This window comes from Peribacillus sp. JNUCC 23, from assembly GCF_053653995.1.
On record NZ_CM132202.1, the window covers coordinates 2,913,801 to 2,933,090 of the forward strand.

General features: G+C 37.4%; 11 protein-coding genes. All 11 read right to left on the bottom strand.

Annotated elements, in window-relative coordinates; all coding sequences use genetic code 11:
* Positions 1–19: 19 nt before the first annotated feature.
* The 11 genes from JNUCC23_RS14105 to JNUCC23_RS14155 all read right to left on the bottom strand — a co-directional run bounded on the left by JNUCC23_RS14105 (position 20) and on the right by JNUCC23_RS14155 (position 19,205).
* A complete protein-coding gene (locus tag JNUCC23_RS14105) occupies positions 20–1,528 on the bottom strand; it encodes a response regulator (protein ID WP_454211998.1) in 1,509 nt (502 codons plus the stop codon).
* Between the two features lie 7 nt (positions 1,529–1,535).
* The gene (locus JNUCC23_RS14110) at positions 1,536–3,335 is read right to left on the bottom strand and encodes a sensor histidine kinase (protein WP_454212000.1); all 1,800 of its coding nucleotides are present in this window, start codon (positions 3,333–3,335) and stop codon (positions 1,536–1,538) included.
* Between the two features lie 128 nt (positions 3,336–3,463).
* Positions 3,464–6,586, bottom strand: a complete 3,123-nt coding sequence (locus JNUCC23_RS14115) for an alpha-mannosidase (RefSeq protein ID WP_454212002.1) — start codon at positions 6,584–6,586, stop codon at positions 3,464–3,466.
* Positions 6,587–6,606: 20 nt separating this feature from the next.
* Positions 6,607–7,251: a YesL family protein gene (locus tag JNUCC23_RS14120; protein WP_403070264.1), complete on the bottom strand. Its 645-nt coding sequence runs from the start codon at positions 7,249–7,251 to the stop codon at positions 6,607–6,609.
* A gap of 187 nt (positions 7,252–7,438) precedes the next feature.
* Entirely contained in the window at positions 7,439–10,099 is a 2,661-nt protein-coding gene (locus JNUCC23_RS14125; RefSeq protein WP_454212004.1) for an endo-beta-N-acetylglucosaminidase, read from the bottom strand.
* A 73-nt stretch (positions 10,100–10,172) separates the two neighbouring features.
* On the bottom strand, positions 10,173–11,501 hold the full coding sequence (locus JNUCC23_RS14130; RefSeq protein WP_454212006.1) for a glycoside hydrolase family 125 protein: 1,329 nt from the start codon (positions 11,499–11,501) through the stop codon (positions 10,173–10,175).
* 5 nt (positions 11,502–11,506) lie between these two features.
* Positions 11,507–14,224, bottom strand: a complete 2,718-nt coding sequence (locus JNUCC23_RS14135; RefSeq protein ID WP_403070255.1) for an alpha-mannosidase — start codon at positions 14,222–14,224, stop codon at positions 11,507–11,509.
* A 19-nt stretch (positions 14,225–14,243) separates the two neighbouring features.
* A complete protein-coding gene (locus JNUCC23_RS14140; RefSeq protein WP_454212008.1) occupies positions 14,244–15,167 on the bottom strand; it encodes an ROK family protein in 924 nt (307 codons plus the stop codon).
* Positions 15,168–15,914: 747 nt separating this feature from the next.
* Complete coding sequence (locus JNUCC23_RS14145; protein WP_454212010.1) at positions 15,915–17,189, bottom strand: dihydrolipoamide acetyltransferase family protein; 1,275 nt, start codon at positions 17,187–17,189, stop codon at positions 15,915–15,917.
* Between the two features lie 27 nt (positions 17,190–17,216).
* Positions 17,217–18,200 carry an alpha-ketoacid dehydrogenase subunit beta gene (locus JNUCC23_RS14150; RefSeq protein WP_062178203.1) on the bottom strand — a complete coding sequence of 328 codons (984 nt, stop codon included), beginning with the start codon at positions 18,198–18,200 and terminating at the stop codon, positions 17,217–17,219.
* Positions 18,201–18,212: 12 nt separating this feature from the next.
* Positions 18,213–19,205, bottom strand: coding sequence for a thiamine pyrophosphate-dependent dehydrogenase E1 component subunit alpha (locus tag JNUCC23_RS14155; RefSeq protein WP_454212012.1), 993 nt, complete (start codon positions 19,203–19,205; stop codon positions 18,213–18,215).
* Positions 19,206–19,290: the final 85 nt, after the last annotated feature.

The following is a 19,290-nucleotide window of genomic DNA, read 5'->3' on the forward strand; positions in this document are numbered from 1 at the left end:
AATCCCGAATAACGGGATATCATGACTGGATATTCATCGTTCTCCAAGCTGACGGAGTAATCCCCACCACCTTCTTAAACTGTTTATAAAAATACGCAGAATCTGAATAACCCACTTGTTTTCCAATTATTCCAGCTTTTAAATGTGTGCCTCTTAACAATTGCTTAGCTTTTTCCAGTCTTAAATGGTTCATATACTCAGAAAATACTAAGCCAGTTTCTTTCTGGAAAAGTTGGCCTAAATAAATGGAGTTTATATGGAATTTATAGCTTAAAGTTTTCAAAGAAAGTTCTTCATGAAAATGTTCTTGAATATATTGCACTACGCTTTGAATAATAGGACTTCCATGCTGTGTTTTTTGCTCTAATGTTCTAAAAATCCCTTCAATAAAATCAATAAGAATGTCAACTAAAAGTTCCATTGAATAGGCCTCTAAGATACGCTTTACAATACCTACTGTTTGATCATTTGTATGTGACGATACATCTTTTTGGATGGACGTAACTATATCGATAGCGAATCCTCTAATAATAGTAGGAGCAACCTTTTTAGTAGATTTATTAATTACAGCAAAGGCACCTTTGATCCACAAAAACGCTTTTTCTTGTTCTAATCCGACAATAGATCTCTTTAGATCATCCAGTTCATACGAAGTAGAAAAGCTTGCTTGGGTATACTGCATGATTGATTCATCTGTTATCAGTCCACTTTCTTTGAGTACTAATCGAAAGCTAGATAACTCTTTTGCACGTTGATAGCTCTTATACAATTCACTTGTGGAGCAAACAAATGATCCAACACTAATATGATACTTACAAGCAACATATCCAGCAAATAGCTCGTTCAATTCATCTAGTTTTTTCTTAAGTTCCTTTTCACATGTAGACGAAACTAAAAGGATAAGTTCGCCATCTGGATTAATAATACAGACAGACTGAAATAATTCCTCTACCCTTTTTCTAAAAAAGGATATGTTATCATGCTCAATCTCATCTGATACTTGCATTAAAACAATAGCTAGCTTATGACCACCAAACTTCAAATTATATAAGTCTACTCTTTCCCGCCATTCTTTAGCATCGATGTCTTGATTAAGACATCGCCAAATCGTATTATCTCTTAAAATCGTGTATGCCTCTTCATTATTTGTAGACTTTTCAAGTTTCTCTACACTATTTTCCAATGTTGAAATGAGTTCTTGCTCATTGACTGGCTTCAAAAGGTAATTTTCGATTCCTAGCTTCATTCCCTTTTTCACATATTCAAATTCTTCGTATCCAGATAAAACGATAAATTTGGTATGAGGTTGACGTTCTTTCAATATACTAATTAATTCTAATCCGTCCATTAAGGGCATCATGATATCAGTTAATAATAGATCAACATGACATGTTTCTAACTTTTTTAGAGCTTCACTTCCGTTAGAAGCATCACCAACGACTTTAAGTCCATAATCTTCCCAAGGTACCAAGGCTTTCATACCTTCAATAATAAATGGTTCATCATCTACTAAAAAGACATTATACATGTTGCAATTATTCACTCCTAGCTGCTGGAATTCTAACTTCTACAATCGTTCCTTCTCCTTCAATACTACTAATTTGAATGCCATAGTCTTGTCCATATTTTAATCGTATTCTTTGATGAACATTACTTAACCCTATTGAACCCTCAGAAGTGGTAGTTCCTGCTAATAATTTTGTATGTATGGCCAATAATTTATCTTGAGAAATACCTTTCCCATTGTCTTCTATTATAATTTCAATATCCCGATGAACTCTTTGAACTTTTATTCGTAATTCATTATGTATTGTTTCTTTTCGAAAGCCATGAATCAAATAATTTTCAATAAGTGGCTGAAGGGTAAATTTGAGCATTTTTTCGTCTAAACAAGTTTCTGGAATCTCGTAGGTTACGTTTATACGATTAGGATATCTAATCTGATTTAGACCTATATACTCCTTAACATGTTGGATTTCATCAGAAATTTGAACGATTTCCCTACTACTTAAAGAATAACGAAATAATTGCCCTAAGCTATAAATCATATTACTAGCTGGTTTAGATCCGTCAGCTATAGCTTTCATGCGAATAGCTTCTAATGTATTATATAAAAAATGTGGTTGTATCTTTGACTGAAGCGCTTCCATTTCAGCCTCTCTTTGGCGAATATTTAAAACATATACGTCCTTAATATACATGTTTAAATCATCTAACATATCATTGAAACTTTCTGATATGGTTGTTAACTCGTCTTTTTCTCTACTATCTGGGATTCTAATTTGTAAATTTCCATTTCGAACTTCGTGAATGGCCTTTTCTATTTTATGAATTCTTCTAGAATAAGATCTCATGGCAAAATAGGTTACAGCAATTGCTATACCGGAGAGTATAAATGTAGATAATAACATATACCTATGTACAATTGTTACTTTCTTCATATCATTCTCAGGGATGAACCCTACATACAAGTAACCCATCTGTTCATCAGCTAAAGTATTAATATAATAATTTTTTCCATCCCACTTTATTTTCTTAAAGCTCGTTCTAAATGATAAATCTTTCAATGGTTCTGGAATATTACTATTGTCTGACGAGTATAGATAATCCCCATCACTTTGAAATATATAGACTTTTCCTTTAAATTGGGATTTCCGTAATCGAATCATATCTTGAATTCCTGATGTATCATAAAAAACTGTAAGATCTCCTAATTTCTTAAGGGTAGCGGGATCATTAATAGAACGAGATATTTGAATATTATTGAAGATACTTCGTTCTTGCTCCCACTCAACATTCTGCAGTTGTAAGTCTTCAGGATGAAGACTTTTGCCTTCCAAATTTTCTTTCTTAGCCATATCTTTATTCCACCTATAGTGGTTATAAATATATAGATACTCTGTACCAGGGCTTGCACTTTTTAAACTCACTGCATTGATATCAGGATCTTGGCTAAAATATGCTTGGAAAAATGTATTAAGATTATTCGGAACAAATGAAGAGTTCTCACTGTACTTATCTAGTCGATACGATAGATATGTATCATAATCATGTTGCAATGCAAAGGCAATATCATTAAAAATCAGATCTGTTTTTAAATATAAGTCTTGCATAACATTTTGTGTATACTCATTTTTTCGTTGGAGATACGATTCCACCCGTTCTAGTGTTCGTGTACTTGCGTCCATTTCTTTCTGAATAATAACTTCTGTATAATAGCGTGATAATACAAGTAGTAATAGAAACATCGTAAGAAGGATTGTTGCGGAATAAGTGATTAATATCTTGCTAAACACCTTATTCGTTAGCCGCTTCTTCATTTTACTCAAGAACATTCCTTAGATCCTCCCATGCAAACTTACTTATCCAACTACTATTCTACTATATTTTCTGTTGGAAAAGTGAATTAATTCCACTTTTCCAACAGCTGGATAAATTATTTATCATGTATGATCTTATTTCATCAAGAAAAATAGACTAGTATAGTTTTAATTTCATATGGTTTTATTTCAAAATCAATACTTTGAGTTTGTTCCTTGCTATCAGCCTGTTCCATCAAATTTGTTTCATACCATTTTTTAACGTTTCTCGGGAATTCGATCAAGACATTTCCCCGTTGCCCTTCATACTCATGTAAGCGAATAATGACTGCGTCCTCATCTTCTTTTTTCTTAATCGCATCGACCTTAACATGATCGTTAGTTAGATTCATAAATGAGCTTTCTTCTGGTAAAAATCCACCCTTTACTACCTTCAATGGATTATTTAAAAACCAAGCTTGCTTGACTGTTTGCCCAACTCGCCAATCTCCTTGATGAGGTAGCAATGAATACGTAAACTCGTGTTCTCCTTGATCTGCAGTTGGGTCAGGGTAAATTGCAGCTTTTAACAAGGATAAGCGAATCGTTTGGTCTTTAATGTCATACCCATATTTGCAATCATTTAACAAACTCACTCCGTATCCAGTTTCAGACAGGTCTGCCCATTGGTGTCCAACTGTTTCGAAGCGCGCCATATCCCAGCTCGTATTCCAATGTGTCGGTCTCTTCACATTACCAAATTGTATATCATACGTTGCTTCGATTGAACGAATATCAACTGGGAATGCTACTTTCATTAACTTACGTTGCTCATGCCAATCCACTTTTGTTTTATAATCAATACGTCTATTTTGAGCATAGAAAATCATATCTTGTTCAACCAAAGAACTTTGATACTTCCATTTCGTCCGAATGACTATACGAAGCGGACCGTTTTCAACAACTTCACTAGATACTACTTCACGGATTTCCTCCATTTTTTCTTGGTAATACAAATCAATATCCCAGGCATCGTGTGCCAATGGTTTATCTTCAAAAATCTGAAGAATATTCCCCTTTTCCTGTTGTGCTAGTACTTCACGATTAGCTTCCTTATCAAATAGACGCGTCAATTGAAGGGAGTCATTCCATTCAACTAGATAAAAAGGTGTTTCTAGCGACTTTTCATTAATAACAAATGGTGTATTATTTTCTAGCATAGGATCTTGTTTGACTTGGATTTCTACTGCACCAAATTGTTTAGTTTTATCTAATTCTACTAACCAACCAGTTTCAGTTCGTTGACAATTTAGATTTTCACCTGAACCTGAAATCCACCCTCCAGCTACATCATTCGTTTGATCGTATGGGATGAATACATTTTGTGCATCTTGCCAATTAGTTGCATTGAAGACTGTATACGTTTCATACTTAGGTTCAATAAACTCATTGAAATTATTTTGATCAATTTCAAGTTGGATATCTTCTGCTTGTTTATACTCCACTGCTGCATCTTCATATACTTCCTTAATGGATGAACCAGGAATAATATCATGGAATTGATTTCGTAAAATAATCTTCCATCCTTCATCAAGCTGTTGCTTCGGATATTTCACCCATGAAGATAATAGAGAGTTCCATACAGACAACCATTCTGATTCTCTATAACTCAACTCGAGTTTTCGATTCATTCGTTTTGTATATGCTTGACTTGTATAGGTTCCTCTGTGATATTCAAGGTACAATTCTCCATCCCAAGTGTGGACATATTCATTTGTATTTTCAATATTTTCGTGTAATTTCCGGAAGAAATCTCCAGCTTTTGTCGTTTGTACCTTTGGTAATCCTGGCATATTTTCGAACCTGCGACGAAGCTCAATCATCTCTCGATTGACTCCACCACCACCATCACCATAGCCATAAGAAAGCAGTAAATCTTGGTTAACATCTTTATTTCGGTATGAATTCCATGCACCGTTTACAGTCTTTGCTGTAATCAGCCCATTGTATGTATAAAACCATGAATCATCCGAATTCCAAGGTTCTGGAGTGGTTACAAAATGAGTGAGGATTTCAGTCCCATCAATTCCACGCCATTGGAACGTATCATTTGGCATGCGATTGTACTGATTCCAGCTAATTTTTGTAGTCATAAATGTATCGATTCCTGATTTTTTCAAGATTTGTGGAAGTGCCCAGCTATAGCCAAATACATCTGGTAGCCATAAATATTGGCAATCTACATCAAATTCCCTCTTGAAAAATTCTTTTCCGTACAAAATTTGCCTTACTAGTGATTCCCCACTAGGAATATTACAATCTGCTTCTAACCACATTCCACCTTCAGTTTCCCAACGGCCTTCCTTTACACGTTTCTTAATCGATTCATAGATTTCTGGATAGTCTTCTTTAATATATTCATATAACTGTGGCTGTGTTTGTAGGAATAAATATTCAGGATATTGTTCCATTAATCTTAAAACAGTAGAAAAAGATCGAGCAGCCTTTTCACGTGTATGTTTTAAGCGCCATAGCCAAGCAACATCAATATGTGTATGTCCAACACAATGAATGGTTACAGGATGATGTTTTTCGATTTCGTTAAGACTTTTATTCAATTCCTCACTAGCAATCTCACAACTACTATAAAATACGTCATCACCCGGTTTACTCCAATTGATTTGCCTAAAAGCTTGATTTAATGCTGTTACAATTGCATGCTTTTCTGGTCGGTCATCACTAAGTTCTTTAATTGTTTGCCACGCTGCTAAAGATGTATAGTATAAATCATCGCAAGCCTCGTCTAACCAAGCCACTTTGGCCACCTCAAGTGTATAAGTTTGCTCCTTTGGCTCTCCACCGCCTTCAAGCCCAGACCAAAGTCTGAAGTCTAATTGAACAGTGCTTCCTATTTCGGTTGGTGGGAAAAATACTTCCTGATGGTTAGAATCAACGCCTTGGTATGGATTTCCATTTAAGAATAATAATGATTCGAATCCAGAATTGTTTCCTCCGCCAGTACGTCCAAAGTCAAATAAACCAACTACTTTTCGACCCGTCCATTCTGCCGGAAGTTGAACATCTGCACTTAGCCAAAGATACCGGTCTCGACCCGTCCATTGGTCTCTTAGTTGTAAAGTTGAGTCCCCCTTTTCAATAGGTGGATATGTACCTACTTTACCTTCATCCTCAATTGTACGAAACTGACCAATCTCCATGCCATCTCGATAACGGAACTGCGCCAATTCTTGTATTCTTGCTTCTAGCTTTCTTTCTACTAAAAACATATAAATCCCCCATTCGTATATTAATTTACGCTTTCCTTGAACTTCATTTGTTTATTTACTTGTGATTGCTGCCGTTCTAGAGTATTAAATCTATTTATACAAACATTCATAATCCAATAGGCAGGCAGTACACCTGAAATAAATGGTAGAAGTCCCAGCATATTTGTAATTAAATAGCCAATAAAAAACAAACCAATACCAATCAATAATGTGGAAAAAGGACTAATAAGTGAAATAATAAAGGATTGTTTGATGTACTCCTTTATTGAGTAATGATAATGTACATAGACAGGGAAAAAGTGAATAATAGTATTCAGATATAAAAGAATGATAAAACTAATAAAAACATAAAGAATAACAGAAAACGTTCCTTCCATGTTTTCAGCAATTCTTAAATCGACATATAAAAAAAAGCCAATCGCCGCATAAATTAGCCCAATACAATTTGAACGGACAAACTCTTTTTTAAAGGTTTCTTTATATATCTTCAATATGGAAACGTCTAGCTCTTTCATCTTCCACTTTCGTGTCACAGCAAATAAAGCAACAGTAGCTGGCATAATACCAAAAACACCTAGTCCAGCCACGATAAATACAAACCAAAGAATATTCGTCCAAACTAACCTAACAATCCATTCACTTACTTCTTGTAACATTCTCCCCATTTTTTTCATCCCCTACTATTATGGTAAGAAACATCCTTGAGCGTCTGATCCCAACCCAACGATGAAAAAGGTTCTCAGGTTCTAAAAACTGTATTACCTAATGAAAGTGGCGGTGCGGAGCTGATTTTGCGAAGCCCCGCCACTTTCCCACAAAAAGGGGGAATAACCCCATTTCCGATTATCATACTTAATATCCATATGCCTCGAATTCAAATATTCTTGTCGCTTGGTCCCCACCTTGTGTTGGTTGTTGGACAGATAAGCGAATATATTGAGCTTTGGTCGTTGTAATGGGATGTTCTGAAATAGCAGCTGTATTATTTGTGATATTTACGGCTTTCGTCCAATTTTCCCCATCAAGACTTATCTCAACTGTGAATGCCCTTGTATTAAAGGCTGCTGGCTCTCCGCCTGCTTCGGCATGTTTGACAACAAATTTTGATAAATTAATCGCCTCACCAAAATCAACTTTTAACCAATGATTTGTACCAATGGCACACCATTTACTATTATTCGTTACATTCCCATCAATCGCGTTCTTTGGTCCTTCAGAAGGAGAGCATTGTCCACTAGCAGTTGCAGTTTTATTCAGTGCAACGTTCGTAATGTTTTTTGCATCTTTTGAAACTGTAATAAAGCCTTCTTTTGTAAGAACGTCTTCTCCCTCGCTATTTTTAGCGATCAGGGTAACGGAGTACACCCCTTCTTCTTCATACGTTACAACTGGATTATGCTCAGTACTTACTGTAGGTGTGCCACCTTCAATCTGCCATTGAACTTCCTCTGTCGCTTCTGATGAATTGTTAAAGAATTGGATTTTTTCACCTGGTGCTACAACTGTTTGATTTACTTTAAAGTCTGCCTTTGGTTGTGGGTATGCAGGCCATTTAAACTTGACCTTCGCAGCTTCACCTCGAACAAAATCAGTCGTTACAGCTACAATTTCTAGGGAAGTTGCTGTTTCCTTACCACTTCTTCGTAAGTTCGAAATATAGTAAGCATTATTTGGAACTGCCCCGATAAATTCCTTTTCTTTATTAGGAAGAGTGCGATAAATTTCATAATGCTGAATATCACCTTCCACAGACTCCCATGATAATTCTAAATCCGTATATAGTCCTTCATTGAAAGTTGGATTTTTCACCTGAGCTTTCTTTGGTATATCTGGGATTTCTTTATCGCTATGTTTATTTGTAACTTTAATTTCTCCGATGTTAATTTGATAATCTTCAATTGCTTTATCACTTTCGAAGAATAGAGAAATCGTCGCAATTCGTTTTCCCTTATACTTGTTTAATTTAACTGTTTCTTTCATCCATTGATTTCGGCTCTTTTTCTTAACATCAAAAAACACAAAATCATCAGGCTGATTTACAAAGCTTACACCAAGTTTCATGTTAGGCTTTTTCATATCAGTTTTGTAAGTTACCGAGATCTCAGTATCTTTTTCAACTAGGAGATTCGTTTTATAAAGCTTCACATGTGTGGCATTTTCTTTCGTTAAGTTTCCAGAAACATTCAAAGAACTTCCACCGTAAAATGCTGTATCCCAATCGAAGTCAACATCTAGAGGTTCTCCTTCGCTATCCTTTAACCAGCGCCATGTAGGTAAAATATCTTGTAAACTACGATTATTCCATTCTTCTTTACTTTGTATAGCACCATCTACTGCAAAGAATTTCCCACTACCTGTATTAAAGTGGGTCACAAACGGAAGCTCTTGAACGGCCGTTTTTGCATCAAAATAGTGAGCCATCCCTTTCCAGTCTCCATTTTCACCAGTCTTGCGAGGATCCCCAGCTTTTCCAGTCCAGAATTCCTGTTCTTTTTGATAGAACGCTTCCATTGTTTCAGTTGTTTTAAAAGCCCAGTCTGGACGGTAAATCCCTAATGAAGTCAATGGTTTTTGTCCTTCTGGGAAAATGCCTTTCCATGGAATGTTTGTGTTCGTTCCATTTGCCTCGACATCAATGCCAGTATATAGTTCATATGGACTTCTACCAATTTCTAGTGCCTTATCATGAGATGATTGTTGATTCGTCCACCAGAAATTTAAAAACATACTGTCGGAAATTTTGTCATTACCATCTTGCAAAAACATTTTATTACGATCTGTTAAGTGATTTTGCCAACTAATTGCTCCGCTTTCAACCATTGAGTCATACCACATAATTTGCATATTTTTTGGCTTATTATCTTGAAGATATTTTAAAAACTGTTTTGTTTTTTGAGCAGTTTCTCTATTTCCACCTGCTGTTTCTTGGTTGATAAACCAGCCATCAAATCCGTAATATTCAGCAACCTCTAACAGTTTGTCAGCAGCAGGAAATGATCCATCCTCACGCTGTACAAGCATTTGGTCTACCCATTGTGCTTGTCCCCCGTAAGCTGTTGGGGGAAAGAAAACATTTCCTAAGATTGGAACGCCATTTTTATGAGAAGCATCAATTACATCAGCACTTGGAGGAGTAATAATTCCTTCTCCAGCAGAACCCGCCCAATACACCATTAAATCAACATACTGCCAGTAGCTAAAAGTATTGGCAAAAAATTCATTTCCACCTTGAGATGGGACCCCACTCGTGTTGGGATTTAATGCCGATAATGCAACCAATTTTGCTTCTGACTGTGACGTTTCATTTACACTGAAAACAACTTCTCTATCAGCTAATGGAATAGTACTTTTGTTATATACAGCGTCAGGATCACTTTTTGGACTCCATTTTAATAATGTTCCAGGATACCAATAAGATGATTCCGGCTGTTTTGCAAAACCTGTAATCGGAAGTACACACACTATAAGCAAACTTAAGAACGCAGTGATAAGACCATATCTAATTTTCAACAAATTCCCACTCCTGTTATTAAGATTATTTTTTTCCAACCTCTGTAACAACCAAGATGCGGTAATGTTTCTTAACTTATATGCTGTTTTCTTGTAGCTTTTTATAAAGCGGACTTCCTTTAACTGCAAAACCACATAAACTTAATACAAATTCACTAAACATCGAATTTGCCCATGAGAACCACTCTCTCGTAAATTCTTCTGGTTGATCTGCATTAAAGCCCTCATGCATAAATCCAGTTCCTCCATCTGACTGCTTCATCATCTCCAAAATTCTCTTTTTATCAGAAACATCTGTAGATGTCATCCCCTCAATTGCTAATGCAATATGCCAAATATAATGATCCGGTGTATGGGGACTTCCAATTCCATTGGCCACTTTTCCTTCATAAAAGTATGGATTATCCCTACTTAATAAAAAGTTACGAGTATTCTGATAGGTTTTATCATCAAATTGGCACCAGCCAAGATATGGAGCCGCTAGTAAACTAGGAACGTTCGCATCATCCATAAGATGATACCTACCCATTCCATCTGTTTCATAGACATATAAATCTCCATAAATCGGATGTTCTAACACGGCAAATTTTTCTATTCCTTCTTTTATCTCAGAAGCTAGTTGCTCACATTGTGTTGCAAGACTTTCATCTTTTAAAACTTCTTTACAAATCTCTGACGCATAACCTAGTACTACGACCGCAAACATATTTGCAGGTACTAAATAACCATATAAACAAGCATCATCACTTGGTCTAAATCCACTCCAAGTCATTCCTGTTCTCACAGTTTTAGATCCTTTTCCATCTCTGTTCAGAGTATCTGATTGTCTTACATCCATTCTTTCAAAGCTATATGTTGATTCATCCTCATGATTTTGTTCAACTTTCCAAACATGCAAGATCTGGTTTAATGCTTTTATAAATGTGCCATCAAAGTAGGATGTTCTTCCAGTTGACTTCCATAAAAGATAAGCAAGTTGAATCGGATAGCAAAGTGAGTCAATTTCATATTTACGTTCCCATGTCATTGGGGACATATCCGTTTTATCCTCTTGATGGCCTTTTCCATTAGCAATTACATTGAATGCATTTGCATATGGGTCATGAACGATATAGTTCATTTGACGGCGGACAACACCTTCAATTAGTTTCGCCATTTCTTCGTCCTCTTCAGCAGCAAGTAGATATGGGCGTACTTGGGCAGCAGAATCTCTTAACCACATTGCTGGTATATCACCTGTAATAACAAATGTTGTTCCATCTTCTTGTGGCTTTAATGTTGTTTCATACGTATTCACAAAGCATTGTTCAAACATTTCCTGAAGCTTTTTATCTTCAGGAAAATGTTCCTTCACCTTATCAATTAATTGTGTTAGTGATTGTGGGATTGTAGTCTCAGTAATCATTTCCTTCACTCCTTCACTTGCCAACCAAGGCTAATAATTTCAAACGGTTTTACTTTTTCTTGAATTTGCGTATTTTCATACTGCTCTTTCACACTTTCAATGATCGTACTCTTATAACTAGTTGTACCTTGCATTGGTTGAGCAATGACCATTGTTTCTTTTTCAGATGTGTTAAACCATCGAGCAATTACGTCATCTCTTTCCTCCGCTAACTTGATAGATGAGATTGCTAACGATTTACCTTCCCAAGTGAAAAATGTCTTTTCGGTTGGAAGTATCCCCTCATGCACATCTGTTTGCACAACAATCACAGGCACTTGGAAGTCATAGGCCTCTTTGAATGCCTCTGATTCAACCACTGTCCCTTTATGAGGGATAACCATCCACTCCGCTTGGTACGTTCCGATACATTGAGCCTCTGGTGTCGGAAATAGACCCCAATCGCCTAATTCAGAAGTTGAACGCAGAATCGTAACGGCTATAGTTTGTTGTTCCTCAAGGATTTCATACTCATGTAATCCTTTGTTCGCAATTGTCATCCCATGCTCTCCGTCTGTTACACTTACAAAAGCCTGTTGATGATGATCAAAGCTAGGGTTCTCCCACTCTCTTTCAGGTGTATTAGGACGCTTTACTACTTCAAAAATACTATCTGCATAATGTTCATTCGTAGCTAAATCAGTAGGGAAAAGCACACGTAAACGATGATCCTTTGCTTGGTTTTCAATTGTAACCTTAACAGAAGGTCCCTTTGCTTTTCGATCTAACTGAATATGTGTAATTAAACGAATGGTTACATTTTCAGAAGATCGACCTGATTGTCTGTCCTTATGCCAAACTAATCGTTCTTTTTCTTGTTGAAATTGTTCATCGGCTTCTTTTGGAATCTCCCACTCATGAACAAGTTCTATAACAGAGCGTAATGAATGGTCTTCAACTACTCTTATCTGCGCTTTCAAATCTTTCGTAGTAAGAGGAACTTCACCATTCGGTTTCCTAAACATATATTCGTTACCGATGTCCCCGCTATTTTCATAGATTCCTAGATTTCCGAATACTTTCCCAGTCTCTTTATCAGTCAATGTATACGAACCATTTTCATGAATCAATAAATGGACATATTCATTCTCCATTTCATGAGCACTTCGATTAATCGATGGCTGTTCATTCAAGTTCGTTTCTGTGGCAAGTTTAATATAATATGTTTTATACCCATAGCCCGGAAGAGATTCAGCTAGGAATGTTAATTTGATCGTTCTTGCATAATATGGACGTCGGAAACCATTCTCAGGTAGGTCATATCCAAACCGAATACCAAGATCCTCTGTTTTACAGACATGTTCCGTGCCATTCTTATCAACCAAATGAATACTAGGTAAATCCTTCGAACGAAGAAAATTTGGAATCTCTGAAAAAGGCATCTCTGAAAAATAGACTTTTTCTAGTTCAACTTCCTTTTCGATAACCGCATCTCGTGTATTTCCTGATGTGTTAAAAACGACAACTGGAATCATATCCTCATCAACACCACTTTGTTTCGTTGAAATATGAGATACAACTTCATTGGCTTTTTCCTCGATAATAGTTTCTGCAGTCTGCTGAACCTTCTCAAAACGAGTTACCATTTCTCGATGTACTTCATCTACACTACAACCGCAAATACTGTCATGTGGATGATTTTCCATCAAAGTTTTCCATGCATAACGCAAATAATCACGTGGATATTCATGACCAAGTAAATATGAAAACACAGATAGTGGCTCAGCCACTTTTTCTAATAGTGTTTGACTCTCTTGATTCATCTGCTTTAAATAAATTCGAGCAGAGGCTGTATTTACAAGCGTTGACCATCCATCTGTCAGTTGATTTCGCAATTCACCTGAAATCGTCTGGAGTTGTTCTGGTAATGAGCGCTGAAGCGCTTCTAAATATTCATCAAAACTAGAATGTATAAATGTAGTATCTGGGAAAAGTTCTTCAGCCACTTTGATTGCTTCACCTATATCCACTTGAACTGGTTGATGATCACACCCATTCATGAAAAGAAGATGTGGCGTTGAAGAATATTTCTTAGCATCAGCTAGCTTTGTTTCCCAATACGTTTTAGCACTCTCTTTATCTACAGGTACTTCATTGCCGTTTGAATACCAATTCGCAAACAATACTCCAAGCACAGCCGAACCATCTGGCGACTCCCACTTAAGTTCTGAATATGGCGATTCAAATGTTTTCGTATCGCTCACCATATTATTAAAGCCTGTTGGTTTTACACCTCTCCCAAACGCAGCCGTTTTAATATCAGCTTGCAGAAGCAATTGAGGTGCTTGTCCGTAAATACCAAATGTATCCGGGAAGTACCCTAACTTTGACACAGCACCGTATTCCTTCGCATCTTGTAAACCGTACAACATATTTCTGACATTCGCTTCTGAGCTTGTTAAGAATGCGTCTTGTAACACATACCAAGGACCAATATGAAGCTTTTTTTCTTGTATTAACTTCTTAACTATTTCTTTTTTATCAGGACGAATTTGGAAATAATCTTCTAAAATAATCGTTTGTCCATCCAAGTGAAAACTCTGAAAATCTTCTCCCTTTTCAAACAAATCGATTAGTGTATCCATTAACTTTACTAAGTAGTAACGATGCTTTTCAAAAGACATATACCATTCCCGATCCCAGTGGGAGTGAGAAATAATATGCGCAGTAGTCTTAGATTCCATTTTGTTTCCCTCCTATATCTCAATCCTTCGACAGGATCGTAGCCGCAGCTCCTTTTACTCCTGCTAATGCACCATGACTGGCTTTTTCTATCTTTAGTAATTGACTATGTTGGTCTAAAAGGTAATTTGGTAGTTTTTCACTAACCATTTTATAAAATACTGGCTGTCCGATGATAACTCCACCACCTAATATGAGTAGCTCAGGATTCAGCGCTTGTATTGCTTGGCTGAGCCCCAATGCTAAATGAGTGGAAGCTTCCTCAATAACCAATTGGGCAATATGGTCATTTTCATGGAATTGAGCAAAAAGATCTTTGCTGTTCCAATTAGGATCTACTGGCTTTCCTTCTGCTGCCATTCTATCTTTCCAAATACGGTTCAGAGCAGTCCCAGATGCAAGTGTCTCCAAACATCCTTGTTTGCCGCAGCCACAAACGAGACCTTCAGGCTGGATTACGCTATGCCCAATTTCACCAGCACCAGATAGGGCACCTTCATATAACGACTCATTTATTATGATTCCCCCACCAATGCCAGTGCTAACTGTTACATAGAGGACATGTTTATATGTATCTCTATAAGTAAAAAAGTACTCTCCAAACGCGGCTGCATCGGCATCATTCAAAATTCTTACCGGCAATCCGAAAACGCTATCAATTTTATGTACTATTGGATAACCATGCCACGATTTTAGATTGGGTGGATTTAGTACGATTCCTTGTTTCGAGTCTAGCGGACCCGGAGCACCTATACCTATTCCTCTAATGGCTGGGAATTGTTGCATGAATTCTTTCACACACGAAATAATCAAGTCGGTAGCGTAATCTGGACCATATTCAACCTTGGTCGGAAATTCATGTGTTGTTAGGACGTTTCCATCCTCTTGTACAACGCCAATCGCTATTTTCGTTCCTCCAATATCAATGCCAATAGCAGTTTTCATGTACAATCTCCTTCTTCTAATTTTTCTTCCCATTAACGATATGTTTCAGCAAGTTAATAGTCAACAATCCTGGAGATAGTGATAAGCTTTTTCCATATAATCTAAAATTTATCCATAATTTCTAGGTTGGTGGATTTTTTAGATTATGACTTGTTCAATGTGGAAAGTAAAAATGAGCCGAGCAGATCCATGCAATGAATTTTCGAATAATCGAACGTATGCTATAAATACGGTGAGTAACGGAGAATCGAGTCAACTTAGGATGTGAAAGACATCTTCACTGGCTTTTTTGACACTTATTATAGAATTAATTTCTAACTTTTGTGAGAGGTACAATACTCGCTAATGTTGATGAGCATAGGTTATGTATGTGGAGAATTTCGAAAACGATATCCTGTTTTTAGGAAAGTCATCAGCCTAGTTGTCAAATAGAAAAGATATGTTACTGATAGAGGTACTATTCTACATGTTTCTGTAGATAGCTAAAGTTACTGCCTTCGGGTTTTTAGAACGTATCTTCAAAGTTCGCGATTTAACGTTTTTTCGACAAATACTTTGGACGTCATTTTATAAGTATTTTCTAATAAAGATCGTTAAAACCAAGAAACGATTCATGGAATTACCCTTGCTTTTTGGCTAATGGTTCGTATATCCCACAGCTTATAGCCAACACTCACATCGAGTTGATAAAACTATATCTGCGCACAAAAAAGTCGGTTCAAGTATTTCTTGAACCGACTTTAATCATTAATAAATAGTTGTATTTTCCGGAGTCGTTGTTTCGATAATTTCCTTCACCCGTGCAAGGAACCTTCCGCTAACGAGGCCATCGAGAATGCGATGATCTAATGATAAACAAAGGTTAACCATATCGCGAACGGCAATCATTCCATCAATAATAACAGGTCGTTTTACAATTGATTCGACTTGAAGGATGGCTGCTTGTGGATGGTTGATAATCCCCATTGACTGTATTGAGCCGAATGAACCAGTATTATTGACCGTGAACGTACCACCTTGCATCTCATCGGATGTAATCTTGCCAGATCTAACTTTTTGAGCAAGCTCTGTGATTTCCCGGGCAATCCCCTTGATTGTTTTTTCATCAGCATGTTTAATAACGGGTACGAATAAAGCCGTATCTGTCGCAACAGCTATGGAGATATTAATATCTTTTTTCTGGACAATCTTATCTCCTGCCCACATCGAGTTGATTTCAGGGAATTCCTTCAAGCTTTGCGCTATCGCTTTTACGAAGAATGCGAAATAGGTTAAATTATAGCCTTCTTTTTGCTTAAACTCCTGCTTTATTGATTCACGATAGCGAACTAGATTTGTTGCATCCACTTCTACCATCATCCAGGCATGTGGTATCTCGTGTTTACTTTTTTGCATATTTGCTGCAATTGCTTTACGAACACCACTGACAGGAATTTCAATGTCTCCCACTGCAGTATGAATAGCAGGAGCTTGTGTAGTTTGAAGCGAACCTTGCTTTAGTTCAGGTACAGAGACTGATGGTTGATTTGAAGCCGGTTTTCTTTCAGCTGCTTTAGGTATATTGCCTGATTCAATCAGCTTTAACAGGTCCTTCCTCGTAATCCGACCTTCTTTTCCAGTTCCTTTGACCTGATGCAAATCAATGCCATTTTCCTGTGATATTTTTAATACTGCTGGAGAATATCGGGCTTTTGAAATACTTACATCACCAGCTACTACTTGTGTTGTGTCCTCATTTTGATCTTCACTATGGATGGTTTCGTTTGCTTGTGTTTCGCTACCTTCAACTTCAATTGAACAAATCACTTCGCCAACCGCTAATGTTTCATCCTCTGCAGCCTTTAATTCTTTGATCACACCTGTAAAAGAAGATGGGATTTCCGCGTTCACTTTATCAGTCATCACTTCGGCAATTGCCTCATATTTGTTTACAGAATCACCCGGTTTAACTAGCCATTTACTGATTGTGCCTTCTGTCACACTTTCACCAAGCTGAGGCATTTTCATTTGTTCGATTGTCATAATTCTTACCCTCCTTACTGATGTCCCTTAATATTCAGCAAGCTCTCTCATCGCTTTTTCTACTTTATCCGGATTGACCATAAAATATTTTTCCATCGTTGGAGCATATGGCATTGCTGGAACATCTGGACCTGCGAGTCGCATAATTGGTGCATCAAGGTCAAATAAACAGTTTTCTGCAATAATCGCACTCACTTCACTCATGATGCTTCCTTCTTTCGTGTCCTCTGTAATCAGCAATACCTTCCCTGTTTTCGCTGCTGCTTCTATAATTGCTTCTTGATCTAATGGATAAACCGTTCGTAAGTCTAGTACATGTACAGAGATTCCATCACTTGCTAATTTTTCAGCAGCTTGAAGGGCAAAATGAACGCAAAGTCCGTATGTAATCACTGTAATATCTTCACCTTGCCGTTTCACATCTGCTTTTCCAATTGGCAATACATAATCATCATCAGGGACTTCACCTTTGATCAGACGGTACGCACGTTTATGTTCAAAGAAAAGCACTGGGTCATTATCCCTGATTGCTGCTTTTAATAATCCTTTTACATCATAAGGCGTTGATGGCATAACAATTTTCAATCCAGGCTGATTGGCAAAAATGGCCTCAACCGATTGCGAATGATAAAGTGCCCCGTGAACACCACCGCCATAAGGGGCACGGATTACGATTGGACAGTCCCAATCATTATTAGAACGATAGCGAATTTTTGCCGCCTCGGAAATGATTTGATTGACTGCAGGCAAAATGAAATCAGCAAACTGCATTTCGGCAATCGGTCGCATTCCGTACATAGCCGCACCAATTCCGACACCTGCTATAGCCGATTCAGCAAGTGGAGTATCAATCACTCGTTCTTCACCAAATTGATCATATAAACCATGTGTTGCTTTAAACACGCCGCCTTTTTTCCCAACATCTTCTCCCAAGACGAATACGCGTGAATCACGCTCCATCTCTTCACGTATTGCTGTTGTAACAGCATCAATATATGAAATTACCGGCATCCCATTTCCCCCTTACTTTTCGTATACGTAGTCTAGTGTACTTTCTGCTTTTGCATATGGTGCATTTTCGGCATAATCCGTTGCTTCGTTGATCGTTTTCATAATGTCATCATCCATTTGCTTTTCAAGTTCGTCATTTAATAGGCCGATTTCCTTTAAATAAGCACCAAATGTGATGATGGCATCTTTCGTTTTTGCTTGGGCCACTTCATCTGAAGTACGGTAACTGCTATCATCATCGTCACTTGAATGCGGAGTTAACCGATACGAAACCGTTTCAACAAGGGTCGGCCCTTCCCCTCTATGGCAGCGGTCTGCTGCTTCTTTAACAGCACGATATACCGCTAATGGGTCATTTCCGTCGACGGTAACCCCTGGCATCCCATAGCCAATCGCACGGTCTGAGATATTTTCGCATGCGAACTGCTTTTCAATCGGCACGGAAATGGCATACTTATTGTTTTCACACATGAAAATAACTGGAAGTTTATGTACACCTGCAAAGTTCGCTCCTTCATGGAAATCACCTTGATTGGAAGAGCCTTCGCCAAAAGTTGTAAACGTAACGAAATCTTTACCTTCCATCTTGCTAGCTAAAGCAATTCCAACGGCATGTGGAACCTGGGTTGTAACAGGTGATGAACCCGTTACAATTCGATTTTTCTTCTGTCCAAAATGCCCTGGCATTTGTCGTCCGGCCGAGTTTGGATCTTCTGCCTTAGCAAAGGCTGATAACATCAACTCTCTTGCTGTCATTCCGAATGTTAAGACCACACCTACATCTCGATAATAGGGTAAGATATAGTCTTTTTCACGATCGAGAGCAAAGGCTGCACCCACTTGGGCCGCTTCTTGTCCTTGACATGACACAACAAATGGAATTTTACCAGAACGATTTAAAAGCCACATCCGCTCATCAATACGCCGTGATAACAACATTACCTTATACATTTCAAGTACCTTCTCATCACTTATCCCTAACTCTTTATGACGATTTTCAACCATTTTTTTACCTCCTCTTTAGAAAAGCTAAAAGCGCCGTGAATAACCTAAATATTAGCATATGACAAACAGGCCGAATGGATGGTGG